Raw genomic sequence first — 12,018 nt, 5'->3', positions numbered from 1 at the left:
CTCAGCGGTCGCGTAAAACTCTCAGATGGCCGCGACGTGCACCTGGCTCGCCGGGCGGCGGCGTCAGCGGAGACTTCGATCCGGGAGCAGCCGGTTCAGGAACACTGCGGTCAACCGCAGCTTCACGAACAGCATTCACCAAAGCCAACAGGTCATCCGGGCTGGGTTCCGGCGGTCCGGATGGGAGTGCAAGCCGAAGTACTTCCCACCCACGCGGAACCGTGAGGTTCTCGGCATGGGGTGCGCACAAATCATAGGAGTGCGGCTCCGCGTAGGTGGCTAGCGGACCTAGCACAGCAGTGGAATCGGCATACACGTAGGTAAGCGTTGCCACAGCAGCACGCTGGCACGCTGAACGCGAACATTGCCGGATCGATCCCACGACTGATCAGCCTACCGTGTCCCGTGCCAGTGATGCAGCAGGAACGGGTTCGGACTAGAGTTTCAGCATGCGGGATAGCTCCTTTTCCATTCGTCCGGCAGTACCGGAAGGGCCTGTCGGCGAACAGTCCCGGTACGCCCGCCGGCGGCGTGATCGCCACGGCAGAGGCCTGCGCGGTGAGCTCATCCCGTCACACCTGCCCGGGTCCCGCACCCGCTCCGAACGGTTCGAGGACTGGGTCCTGGAATCCGCACAGCGTCTGGAACGGTTGTGGGGCGACAGGATCCAGGACGTCCAGATCCTCGTCCTCGAAATCCCTGACGGCCTGGAGCAGATGGCCCCTGAAACCGTCCGCGGGCTACTGGGCACCTCCACTCCCGCCGCTGACAGGCAGCCTGCCACCATTACGGTGTTCCGCCACCCCATCGAAATGACCGCGAAGGGCTACGTCCCCGCCAACGAACTGGTGCATGACGTGGTGGTCGAGCAGATGGCCGAACTGTTGGGCATGGCACCCGAAGCGGTAGACCCCGCCTACGGCCGCTCCCGGGCCTGAAAGGCGAGCTGCACAACCCAGCGGCGAAAGAATCCGGCTAGAACCCGATATTCACCGAAACGCTCTGCTGGCCTGCACTGCCCGCAGGAATGGGAGCTACGGAAATTCCGGGAGTATCGCCGTCGAGCGTTGTCACCTGCGCACCATAGGCAGGGTCACCGGAGACGCCGATCAGCACAGCAACCGTCTCCTTGCCGAGATCAGCAGCAGGCACCGTCAGGGTGGTGCCGCCTGCGACGTCGAACACTTGCTCTTCGCCCAGGGCGCCCTCCGCAGTGACCGGCAGAAGGCGAACCTCCGCCCGGCCGGTGGGCGCACTGAAGACATAGGCTGCGTCCGCTCCGGTAGGTAACGTCGACACGTGCTGGCTTCCGAGGCGCACAGCAGACGGGACCTGTGCCAGGTCGACCGGCTCTTCCGGTTCAGTACCGCGGACAACCCTGGCCGATGCGGTAATCAGTACGTCGGAACTGATGACAGCCGAATAGTTCCCCTCGGGCAGCGACTCGAGCGGGATCGAGGTGACCGAACCAGCCGCCGCCGTAACAACGCCACCGCCGGGCAACTCCACCTCACCGTTTGGTCCGAACACACGGACATCCAACACAGCATCCGTTCCACCCGGCACCGCAACCTGCAGCGACGGACCGGCACCGGCATAGCCCTCCTGCGCGATGATCGGGTCCATCACATCCGGCGCCTGAATCTGGATGCCCGGAACAACCTGCGATGAAGCGCTCGGCGCCGAGGCCTGGATCAGTTCCACCCCGCCGGGAGTTAGTCCGCGCAACATGCTCTGCTGGATAAATCCGCTGACCCGCCCGCCTTCACTGCGCACGCGAATGGCAACGTTCTCCTCATTGGCTGCAAGGCCGGCAACCACTATCGACTCCGACTCACCGGGAGCAATGAGGATCCCCCGGCTGCCCGGAGCGTCAACCACCCCCTCGGACCCATACAGGTCCAGGTTGACGGTTGCAGGCGACTGCGACGGATTGTGCAGGTTCAGCACCGCCGTTGCACCCACCGTGGTCACCGCTCCGACCAGCCAGAAATCGTTCGACGGAACCTGACAGTGCGCTACTGCCAGGCCCGAAAGATCACCATCCGTCGCGGTATAGGTAAACCCGGCACCGGCAGTAGCACGCTGCTCCCCCAGAGCCTGGGCACGCAACACGGCCGCACCCTCGACTGCCTGCCCGGAGACAACACCCGCTACTCGGTTGGTCAGGCCGTCCTCATTGCTGACCTGCGGGTCCTCCTGCTCGGACTCGGGCACCTGCTCGGCAAGAACCGCCAGCGGATCGCCACCGCCCAACGGAGTGATCGACGAGCCCGGAACAGTGCCGCCTAAATCGCTCAAAGTCATGGCGCTGACGCGGTTTCGGGCGGTCTCAGACACCGGACTGAACTCCGGATCGCCGCCGTCCACAGTGCCCTCGAGCAGCCGCAACGGTTCCGGACATACGGCCGAATACTCCCCCGCCGGCACCGCCGCCGTCGGCACCGGGAACGTTACTGCCGCGCCCTCAATGTTCTGCACAATGCTCGCCCCGGCCAGCACGCCTGTTGCAGAAACCAGTACGACGCCGGCAGCAACCCCCGCTGCACCGCGCACCCAGGTGCCGTTTCGTTTGGCAGGCACCGCCGTCTCGCTAACCTTCTTGGTTGCGCTCATTGTCAGCTGCCGGCCCTTCCGCTGCTCAGGGCAGATTCGCGTTCAGGCGGGTCAATCGGGTCGGACAAGTCAGCCGCGCCGGACGCGCCAGTCGCGCCGGACGAGTCAGCAGTCACAGGCACAGCCGCAGAAGTCACGGGCACATCAGGTTCCGCCGCCCGCCGCCCGCTCGACGACACCGGAACCGCTGCCGTACGGTTACGGCCCTGCGGCACGTGGACAAAGCGGGGGCGCGCAGGAATCGGAACGGCCAGCAGAACAGTCAAGCTGAACACAATTGCCTGCGCAATGCCGGCCCACGGTTCCCATGCCGTGACGTAGTGCACCTCAAGATCGCCTCCGGCAGCAGGCAGTGCAAACGCCTGATTCCACCCGGTAGACGCCGGTTCCAGCCGTTCACCGTTGAGGGTCGCTTCCCAGCCGGGCTCGGACCGCTCATTCAGGACCAGCATTCTGCCCTCAGGGCCTGCCGGAATTGTGCCCGAAGCGGTAGTGGCGCCGGAGTCGAGCACGCTCAGGGTGGAGCCCGCTTCATCGACAATGCGAAGTCTGCCCACCTGTGCCTCGGCTGCCGAATTACCGGAAGCGGACATCTCTACCCGCCACAACCAACCGGCCTCCGTGTTGCCCACCGACACAAGTCCGGGAACAGAATCGATCTGGCTAGCGAGGACTTCAGCCGCTGAACCCGACTGCTGCAGCACAACAAAACCCACCCCAAGCCGCTCCAGTTCCTCGCGCGGGTCCACACCGGTGCCGGCCACCAGGGTGGCCACGGTACGCCGCACGTCGGCTGCGGCGTCGTCATCCTCACGCAGTTTGGCGTTCAGCAGTGAACCGTGAAGCTGACGGGCAGAGTAGATCTGGGAGAGAGCATCGAGCGTGGTGCCGCCGCCCCGCATGAGCGCGGCACTGACATTACTGTCGCCGTCGACATTCATCACCAGCGTGGTGCTGTGCTGCCCGCTGGTACCGCGGTCAGCGGCGGTCGCCGGAAGTGTACGGGCTGCACTCGGCACCACTGCCTGCTCGGTTCCGAAACTGGTCGCTTCCACCGCAGGATCCGGGGTACGCAGCTGCGGAATCAGCCAGACGGTCAGGCTCGTTGCCGGGCCCAGCGCCAGCACCAGGGCAGCGGCGGTCAACCAGGCCCGGGCACCTCGAACCGGCCTGCCGGAACGCCCGGACCTACCGGCACGCAGACGCTGCTGCAGCCATTCGCCGCCCAGCAGCGCAGCTGCCAGAAGCGCCAGCGAGACAATCGAGACCCACGGTCCGGTGAACGGTGTGATCAGGGATGATGAGCCGACGCCGGTCACCACCAGAGAACTCGCTACGCTGCCGAGCAGTGCCAGCAACGCCAGCAGCCACAGCACGCGCGCAGCGGCCTTTGCCTTGCCGGGCAGGAAAAGCGCCGTTGCGGCAAGCAGCAGCACCGGCAGCCCAACGATCAGCGAAACAACAAGCGGCCACGGTCCCTCGAACAGGTCCGGAAACGCAGCAAGCCCGCCGAATGAGGGAAAAGCTACCGGATAGCCCAACAGTTGCTGCCACAGGGGCGCAGCGTTGAACGGCATCGGAAGGCCGGGGTCCCCAAAGACCGCCCAGGGACGGTCGAGTGTGGACGCCGCAAACGGAATGAACAGGGCCAGCGGCGGCAGCAGCGCCCACCAGAGTGTCTTGGCACGGCGTCGCGCAACCAGGGTGATCAGCACAACAGCCAGCACAAAAAACAGCAGCAGCGACGGAGCAGACGCAGTCACCACGGCAAGCATCAGGCCCGCCGCAGCAGCCGCCGTCCAGCTTGGAACACCGTTGATGCCCGGCTTGAGCATCAACTGTAGTGAACGCTGGCGCCTGGAGGAGTCAACGGCGTCGTTGGTCTGTGATCCGGGCCTACCGGGAGCCTGCCCCACTGCGCGGATGAGCGCCAGCGCAACCAGCGGCAACACGAGGTGCACCAGGAGTGCGCCGAGCCTTCCGCTACCGGTTGCAACCTGAAGGACCGGCAGCGATCCCCAGAAGAACGCAGCCCACAGCCGAAGCGAACGGCTGCGCACAAAAGCACCCGATCCAAACCAGGCACTCAATCCAGCCAACGGCGCAGCACACAGCATCAGCACGACGACGGCCACGTTGCCGTTGCCGAATCCCAGTACCGATAGCAGCCACAACACATAGCTGAATGGATCTCCGTGCCCGGCGAATCCTGCACCGAGATCAATCCACCAGCGCGATCCATTGGCCCAGATCTCGGCAAGATCTGTTGACAGCGGCAGGAGGGAACCGCCCGCCAGCGCTGAGGCACCGATGAAACGGTGCAGCGCGACCAGTGAAACACCGAGCAGCACTATCGCCGCGGCAATGGCACCCCAACCCGCCCAGATCCGGGAGGGACCTTCCAGTGCTGCGAAGTCGTCGTTCGCATCGCCCGAGGGTACGTCCACAGCAGTGCTCTGGGCGTAGGACTCGTCTTCGAGTCCGCGTGCTGAAAAGGCCTCCACCACTGACTTCCGGTGTGACCACACCTCCCTGCGATCGGTCCGCAACGCACGCACCACTGACCGCGGCAGCCGCCTGGTCCGGGCGGCTGATCGACGGGACCGGTACAAATCGAAGGGCTTCAGCACGGCAGCGATGCTGGCGCTGAGCTGGCCGACGCCGTACCCCGGGTCCTTTGCCAGCAAACCGAGAATCAGGCGGGCGAAGCCGCCCAACACGGCACCGACCGCCAGGAAGGGCACCTTCCACAGCGTTGCGTGCTTGAGGCGCAGATACACTTCGGCACGCCGCGCAGCACCGAGCGTTGCCGCGTGGTTGTCCCGTGAGCCGGCATGGCGCAAAACCGCACCCGGAGCCACCACTACACGGTGACCGGCCAGGCGGTTGCGCCAGCAGAAGTCGACGTCGTCTCCGGTACCGGGAAGGGCTGGGTCAAAACCACCCAGCTTGTCCCACACATCACGGCGGATCAGCATGCCTGCCGAGTTGACGGCAAACATGTCACTGCGGACGTCATACTGGCCCTGGTCCAGTTCGTCGACGTCGATCAGGGTGAGCCGCTCAGCCCACCGGCTTATGGACAGCCCAACATCCACCAGCTTGCGCCGATGCTCCCACTCAACCTGCTTGGCACCGGCAACGGTCACGGACGGCGCCAGCTCGACTGCTCGAAGGAGCTGCTCAAGCGCCGTCGGTTCGGGAGCGGAATCATCATGCAGAAGCCAGATCCAGTCGTGAACCCCGCTGGCGGGATCGGAACTGTCAGGTTCCGATCGGCGGCTGGAAGGAATCTCGGCAAGCCCTGTACGGACGGCAGCACCGAAGCCGCCGCGCCCGGAGGCGCCTACTACGGGCGAACCCACCGGAAGCTGCAGTTGCAGAAGAGACGCCGATTCATCAGATGAACCGGCGTCGACTCCTACGTGAAAGTCCGGGGGTCGGGTCTGCTGACCGAGTGCCTTGAGTGTGTCCGGAAGGTACTCGGCGCCGTTGTGGGCTACGACAACAGCTGTGACCCTTTGTTGCGGATGAATCAGACCGCTCGCTTTCGTAAACGGCGGCGCTCACGCTCGGACAGTCCGCCCCAGATACCAAACCGCTCATCATTTTCCAGCGCATACTCCAGGCACTGGGACTTGACGTTGCAGGAGCCGCAGACCTTCTTGGCATCCCGCGTGGAGCCGCCCTTTTCAGGGAAGAACGCCTCCGGGTCCGTTTGAGCGCACAGTGCGTCAGCCTGCCAGCCCAGCTCGCCTTCATCATCGAAGTCGGAGCCGATGCCCGGAAGGCCAATCCATACCGCCTGGTCAACCCGCTCCGGGACAGCCTGACGGCGTGGTGCCGCTGCGGGCTCGGCATCGAGGAAATTCTCGACGCCGGCACCCTCGGTCAATGCCTCATGGGCCGCCAGGAAGGCGGTTGCCTCATTTTCAAGCGACGAAGTCTGTTGCCTGTACCGCTCAGCAGCGTCCGGATCTGCCGGATCGACGTACCAGTCCTGCGGAACGCCGCGCGATCCGTAGCGCGCAGACGCCTGGGCCGCGATGGACGTGCGGTCCTGAATGTGCTCTGCTTGCCCCATACCAGCCTCCCGGTGTAGCAGCTTCGGACAGAAACTAGTGTGGGAGATGTGCCTCCAGCAAGCCGCTGAGAAACCCCGAAATCCCGTCTGCCGAAGCAAATCCGATGACCTAATTACACGCGTGTAAGTAGCATCGAGTCAAGCGGCGAAGGGAATCTTATAGAGTGAATTTCCCAAATGGCGGGCACGCCACGCGAAGTGCACCTCACAATTGTGCAACTGAACCCGCAGGTCAGCACGCTTACCCAATGAAAGGCAGGCACCCAGTGGCACCACTGAAGTCCGTTGCAGAATTATGTGAGTCCCTCCGGTCCGCGTCCGGAGCACCCCGGCTCATTTGGTACGGGCCCGGCTCCGAACGGGTGGAACTCTCCGGCAGGGTGCTCGAAAACTGGGTTGCGAAGACATCCAACATGCTGGTGGAGGAGCTCGACGCGGTGGCGGGCACCGTCGTCGCGGTTGGAATGCCGCCGCACTGGAAGAGCCTTGTGTGGGCGCTGGCAAGCTGGCAGGTCGGTGCGGTGACAGTGCTCCGCGACGAGACGGTGCGCAACGAAGGGACAGCGCCCGGCGACGGTGCTCCGGTAGATGTTCGGCTCACCATGGATGCCGCGCCGGAAGCGCCCGTTGGGCGGGGAGGGGGACGTGAGGATGAGTTGCTCGTGCTGGTGGCGCCGGGCGCACTGGACATGCGCTGGCCCGGAACGCTTCCCAGCGGTGCCGTGGACTACGCAGCGACCGTCCGCGCGTTCGGCGATGTGCATCTCGAGGATCCCGCTGACAGCAGCGCCGAACTGATCCGGGCCGGCGGAAAGAGTTTCACGTTCAACGACCTGCTGGACGGAGCGGACCAGCCCGCAGAAGGCATCTGGCTGGTCCCGGCCTCCCTGCCCCTGCTGACCGTCCTGCCGGCTGCCGTCCGTATCTGGGCGGCCGGTGGAACCGTGGTGCTGGTGCACCCGGAGGTCGAGGTGACCGACCGCCTGATGGAGGGTGAACGCGTTACTGCTCGGTTGGCTGTTTAGCTGACGGATGCACCACTGACTGGTTCGCCGGAGGGTATGCCACCGACTGGGGTGACTGGTGCGCCGGAGGGTGCACCATCGGCTGGGGCGACGGGTGGGCTGATGCGGCAGCGTCAGCCGGAACCGGACCGGTGGCCACCGGCACGGATGATCCGGCGCCGGCACCTGCACCGGCAGTTGCACGGGAGCGGGGGTGGATCAGTTCATGGTCATGAGCGAACGCAGGCTCCGCATCGAGTTCCTCGTTGAAGACCCAGAAGCGGTAGGCAACAAAACGAACGGCCGTTGCCAGCACGGTACCCACAATTCCGGCAACGAACAGCCCCGTGCGGTCGGAGATGTCGAGCGGGTACTTGGCGAGCCACACAAAGCCGGCCGCGATGCCCAGGCCGATCGCATTGATCAGCAGGAACATCATCAGTTCGCGCAGGACGTTGGCCTGGCGGCGGTGGCGGAAGGTCCAGTATCGGTTGGCAATCCAGGCGAACACCGTGGCAATAGCGGCGGACACCACCTGGGCCTTGACCTCGCTGTCCTCCATCGGACCGTGGATCAGGATCCAGAACAGTCCCTTGTCTATGACAAACGCCACACCGCCCACGGCACCGAACTTGGCCAGCTCACGCCAGAAGAGGGAGGCGAGGGCCCGGGTCCGGTCAACAACTGTGGTGATCATGACCCTCCGGTCTCTAGGACATTTCGCCGTAGCAGGACCGCGCCGAAGCGAAGTCATTCAGCTGAGGCGCCGCGGGCGCAGCACCGAAGCTGTCCGCGTACGACGTTCCGGAGAACCCTACGCCTGCCTGGCGGACAAACTGAAAATCAGCATCTGATGATCAGCACAACAACTGAGCGTCCATTTTACCGTTCAAGATTGGGACTTTCCTAGGAAGCGGGGGTTGCGAACAGGTCACATCCAAGGACCCCTCCGGCAATAGGTACCCTGAAGGGGTGACTTTTCCCGTAATCGGCGTCGTGGGCGGCGGCCAACTGGCGCGCATGATGGCTCCTCCCGCCGTCGAACTTGGCTTTGAACTTCGAGTGCTGGCGGAGGGACCCGACGTTTCAGCGGTGGCCGCCGTGGCACATTCAGCAGTGGGGAACTACACCGACCTGGAGGATCTGACCGCCTTCGCCGAGGGCGTGGACGTTCTCACCTTCGACCACGAACATGTGCCGGAACGGCACCTCCGCGCCCTGGTGGATTCCGGAATCAATGTCCAGCCGCACCCCGACGCGCTGCGCCATGCCCAGGACAAGCTGGTCATGCGGGCAGCAGTGGACCGGCTGGGGCTGCCCAATCCGCGCTGGAAGGCCGTCTCTTCAGTAGAGGAACTGCGGAAGTTCGGTGACGAAACGGGCTGGCCTGTGGTGTTGAAGACGCCGCGTGGCGGCTACGACGGCAAGGGCGTCCGGATCATCAATTCGTACGACGACGCCGCACAGGCAGCCGACTGGTTCACCGGTTCCGAACTGCTCGCCGAAGAAAAGGTGCCCTTCACTCGTGAGCTGTCAGCCCTGGTTGCCCGCTCACCCCGTGGCGAGGCCCGCGCATGGCCGGTGGTCCATTCAATCCAGGTCAACGGCGTCTGCGATGAAGTCATTGCTCCCGCACAGGACCTGCCGGCAGGGCTGGCCCGCGCCGCCGCGGAAGCTGCCCTCCGCATCGCCGACGAGCTCGGTGTCACCGGTGTCATGGCCGTGGAGATGTTCGAAGTTCCCGGCAGCAGCGCCGGATTCCTCATCAATGAGCTCGCCATGCGGCCCCACAACTCGGGTCATTGGACCATGGACGGAGCGGTGACCGGCCAGTTTGAACAGCATCTGCGCGCCGTTCTCGACCTCCCCCTCGGGGACACATCCCTTGCCTCGGGCGTTGTGGTGATGAAGAACATCCTCGGCGGAGACAACGCAGAGCTGTATAGTGCCTATCCGATGGCGTTGCAGGCAGAGCCCGCCGCCAAGATCCACACCTACGGCAAGAGCGTACGGCCGGGCCGGAAGATCGGCCATGTCAACGCCATTGCCCTACCCGGTGACACAATGGCACAGGTCAGGGAGCGCGCCGAGCGTGCCGCGGCAATCCTGCGGGACGGCCGCGATCCCCGGAAGGAAACATCGTGAACAACTCCCCCGCCGGCGCCCTCGTGGGCCTGGTTATGGGCTCCGACTCGGACTGGCCGGTCATGGAGGCTGCCGCTCTGGCGCTAGAGGAATTCGGCATCCCGTATGAGGCTGACGTCGTTTCCGCACACCGCATGCCCGAAGACATGGTCGCGTACGGGCGTGAGGCCGCAGGCCGCGGACTGCGGGTCATCATCGCCGGTGCCGGCGGCGCCGCCCACCTGCCCGGAATGCTGGCATCGCTCACCTCGCTGCCCGTCATCGGCGTTCCGGTGCCCCTCAAACACCTCGATGGAATGGATTCCCTTCTCTCCATCGTCCAGATGCCTGCAGGCATTCCGGTGGCTACCGTCTCCGTCGGCGGCGCGCGCAACGCAGGGCTCCTCGCCGTCCGTATCCTGGCCTCCGGTGAGGGGCAGCATGCTCAGGAGCTCTCCGGCAACCTCACGAGGTTCGCACAGGAACTGCGGCAGACCGCCCTCGACAAGGGCGCGAAACTGCGCAAACACGCTGGTATGCGCACTGCCGACAGCGAAGGCGGCGCATGAGCCGGGCGGTTCACACCGGCCGGCCTTCCGAACGGACCATGCTTACCGATCCTGTGCGCTACCCGGAATCGGCTCCGTCCGGCATCCGCACCAGGCGCGCGTTCCTGCTCCTGGCGCTCACGCTGCTGATCCCGGGCGCCGCCCAGGTGGTTGCCGGAGACCGCAGGCTCGGCCGACGGGCGCTCCGCGTCACTTTCACCGTGTGGCTCCTGGTGATTACCGCCGTCGTTCTTGCGCTGGTTAACCGCCAGCTGGTGGTGAGCCTGCTCGCCAACGAGGTGTTCTCGCTGCTTCTCATTGCGGTGCTCGTGGCGCTGGCAGTCGGCTGGGCACTGCTCTTCATCAACACCCTGCGGATCATCCGCCCGCCGCTGCTGGACCGAGGGATGCGCCCGGCCGTTGCGGCAACGCTCGCCGTGCTGATGATCGTGACCAGCGGCGGGCTGGGCTACGGCGCGTACCTGCTCAACGTCGGCCGGAACACGTTCGGCAACATCTTCCAGGCCGGCCCCGCCTTTGACCCGGTGGACGGGCGCTACAACTTCCTCCTCATGGGCGGCGATGCCGGTGAGGACAGGCTGGGACGCCGTCCGGACAGCATTTCCGTGGTCAGCGTCGATGCTGACACCGGAGCCACCGTCACCTTCAGCATTCCCCGCGATTTCCAGAACGCGCCGTTCTCCGAGGACTCTCCGCTCTGGGAAGTCTGGCCGGACGGCTACAACTGCGGTAACGAGTGCATCATCAACAGCCTCTACCCGGTGGTTGCCCAGAACTACGCCGACCTGTATCCGGAGTCTCAGGACCCCGGCGCCGAAGCCATGATGGACGCGGCAAGCGGAATTCTCGGCATCGAGGTCCAGGCCTACATCCTCGTCGATATGGCCGGGTTTGAGCAGCTCATCGACGCGATGGGCGGTATCACGATCAACGCGGGCGGCTGGGTTCCCATCACATCCGAAGAGATCCCGGGCACCAGCCCCAAGCGGTACTACCCGCCGTCGGCCTGGATCGAGCCAGGCATCCAGACCCTCAACGGTTATGAAGCATTGTGGTATGCCCGCTCCCGTGAGTACGCCACCGACTACGCACGAATCCAGCGCCAGCAGTGTGTCCAGGCGGCGATGATCGCCCAGCTTGATCCCGCAACCGTGGTGACCCGTTTCCAGGACATCGCCGCCGCCGGTACGCAAATCGTCGAGACCGACCTCCCTCGTGACCAGCTGGGCAGCTTCGTAGACCTGGCGATCAAGGCGAAGAATCACGACGTCGGGCGCCTCACCATCGGCGCGCCGGACTTCGGTGACGCGGGCGACCTGTTCTCGACCTACCCGGACATCCCGCTGGTTCATGAGCGGGTGCAGGAGACGCTGGAGGCTGCTTCCGGAGAGGCTTCCGCCGCAGCGCTGGGGGAACTCACGGTGGACCGGGCGGGGCTGGTTGAGGCTCTGCCGGTGCATGCGTCCACGACTCTGCCGGGGCAGCTGCCGGCTCAGAACGTCACCGGCGAGATCACCGTCGACTACCTTCATCAGCTCGCGGTGAATCAGGATTGGACCACGCTCGAATCTCTCTTGGCCGATAACGGGGAATGCACCCCCGCCTAAGGAACGGATATCCC

9 protein-coding genes and 1 pseudogene are annotated in these 12,018 nt (G+C 64.9%); 5 read left to right on the top strand and 5 right to left on the bottom strand.

Going from position 1 to position 12,018, the window contains the following annotated elements; translation table 11 throughout:
* Position 1 precedes the first annotated feature (1 nt).
* Positions 2–382: a DUF3499 domain-containing protein gene (locus tag ACZ2GY_RS04610; RefSeq protein WP_082566093.1), complete on the bottom strand. Its 381-nt coding sequence runs from the start codon at positions 380–382 to the stop codon at positions 2–4.
* Between the two features lie 67 nt (positions 383–449).
* On the opposite strand from ACZ2GY_RS04610, the gene ACZ2GY_RS04605 reads away from it, so the two are divergent.
* Positions 450–938, top strand: a complete 489-nt coding sequence (locus ACZ2GY_RS04605) for a metallopeptidase family protein (protein WP_346028451.1) — start codon at positions 450–452, stop codon at positions 936–938.
* 37 nt (positions 939–975) lie between these two features.
* On the opposite strand, the gene ACZ2GY_RS04600 is transcribed toward ACZ2GY_RS04605, so the two are convergent.
* Genes ACZ2GY_RS04600 through ACZ2GY_RS04590 form a run of 3 tightly spaced genes read right to left on the bottom strand, consistent with a single transcriptional unit; the run spans position 976 to position 6,700 of the window.
* The gene (locus ACZ2GY_RS04600) at positions 976–2,616 is read right to left on the bottom strand and encodes a DUF5719 family protein (protein ID WP_471673128.1); all 1,641 of its coding nucleotides are present in this window, start codon (positions 2,614–2,616) and stop codon (positions 976–978) included.
* Positions 2,617–2,618: 2 nt separating this feature from the next.
* The gene (locus tag ACZ2GY_RS04595; RefSeq protein ID WP_471673550.1) at positions 2,619–6,152 is read right to left on the bottom strand and encodes a glycosyltransferase family 2 protein; all 3,534 of its coding nucleotides are present in this window, start codon (positions 6,150–6,152) and stop codon (positions 2,619–2,621) included.
* Positions 6,152–6,700 (bottom strand): WhiB family transcriptional regulator, encoded by a 549-nt coding sequence (locus ACZ2GY_RS04590; RefSeq protein ID WP_277358856.1) that lies wholly within the window; start codon positions 6,698–6,700, stop codon positions 6,152–6,154. Before ACZ2GY_RS04590 ends, ACZ2GY_RS04595 begins: the two co-directional genes overlap by 1 nt.
* Positions 6,701–6,966: 266 nt before the next feature.
* Between ACZ2GY_RS04590 and ACZ2GY_RS04585 the strand changes: the two genes are divergently transcribed.
* Positions 6,967–7,725, top strand: a complete 759-nt coding sequence (locus ACZ2GY_RS04585; protein WP_471673127.1) for a TIGR03089 family protein — start codon at positions 6,967–6,969, stop codon at positions 7,723–7,725.
* Between the two features lie 124 nt (positions 7,726–7,849).
* On the opposite strand, the pseudogene ACZ2GY_RS04580 reads toward ACZ2GY_RS04585, so the two are convergent.
* Positions 7,850–8,401, bottom strand: a pseudogene (locus tag ACZ2GY_RS04580) (GtrA family protein); the annotation flags it as partial.
* A gap of 323 nt (positions 8,402–8,724) precedes the next feature.
* On the opposite strand from ACZ2GY_RS04580, the gene ACZ2GY_RS04575 reads away from it, so the two are divergent.
* The 3 genes from ACZ2GY_RS04575 to ACZ2GY_RS04565 are packed head-to-tail and all read left to right on the top strand — an operon-like array spanning position 8,725 to position 12,004.
* The gene (locus tag ACZ2GY_RS04575; RefSeq protein WP_471673549.1) at positions 8,725–9,849 is read left to right on the top strand and encodes a 5-(carboxyamino)imidazole ribonucleotide synthase; all 1,125 of its coding nucleotides are present in this window, start codon (positions 8,725–8,727) and stop codon (positions 9,847–9,849) included.
* Positions 9,850–9,884: 35 nt separating this feature from the next.
* On the top strand, positions 9,885–10,397 hold the full coding sequence (purE, locus tag ACZ2GY_RS04570; protein WP_277358865.1) for a 5-(carboxyamino)imidazole ribonucleotide mutase: 513 nt from the start codon (positions 9,885–9,887) through the stop codon (positions 10,395–10,397).
* On the top strand, positions 10,394–12,004 hold the full coding sequence (locus ACZ2GY_RS04565) for an LCP family protein (RefSeq protein ID WP_471673126.1): 1,611 nt from the start codon (positions 10,394–10,396) through the stop codon (positions 12,002–12,004). The genes purE and ACZ2GY_RS04565 overlap by 4 nt, the downstream gene beginning before the upstream one ends.
* Positions 12,005–12,018: the final 14 nt, after the last annotated feature.

It is taken from the genome of Arthrobacter sp. KKT183 (genome assembly GCF_055657625.1).
The sequence above is the reverse complement of the archived record's forward strand: the minus strand, read 5'-3'. Positions and strand labels throughout refer to the sequence as shown.

Excerpts from the sequence above, each read along its gene's own strand:
- ACZ2GY_RS04565 (WP_471673126.1), top strand. The coding sequence starts at position 10,394 with ATGAGCCGGGCGGTTCACACCGGCCGGCCTTCCGAACGGACCATGCTT.
- purE (WP_277358865.1), top strand. The coding sequence starts at position 9,885 with ATGGGCTCCGACTCGGACTGGCCGGTCATGGAGGCTGCCGCTCTGGCG.
- ACZ2GY_RS04575 (WP_471673549.1), top strand. The coding sequence starts at position 8,725 with ATGATGGCTCCTCCCGCCGTCGAACTTGGCTTTGAACTTCGAGTGCTG.
- ACZ2GY_RS04590 (WP_277358856.1), bottom strand. The coding sequence starts at position 6,700 with ATGGGGCAAGCAGAGCACATTCAGGACCGCACGTCCATCGCGGCCCAG.
- ACZ2GY_RS04600 (WP_471673128.1), bottom strand. The coding sequence starts at position 2,616 with ATGAGCGCAACCAAGAAGGTTAGCGAGACGGCGGTGCCTGCCAAACGA.
- ACZ2GY_RS04605 (WP_346028451.1), top strand. The coding sequence starts at position 450 with ATGCGGGATAGCTCCTTTTCCATTCGTCCGGCAGTACCGGAAGGGCCT.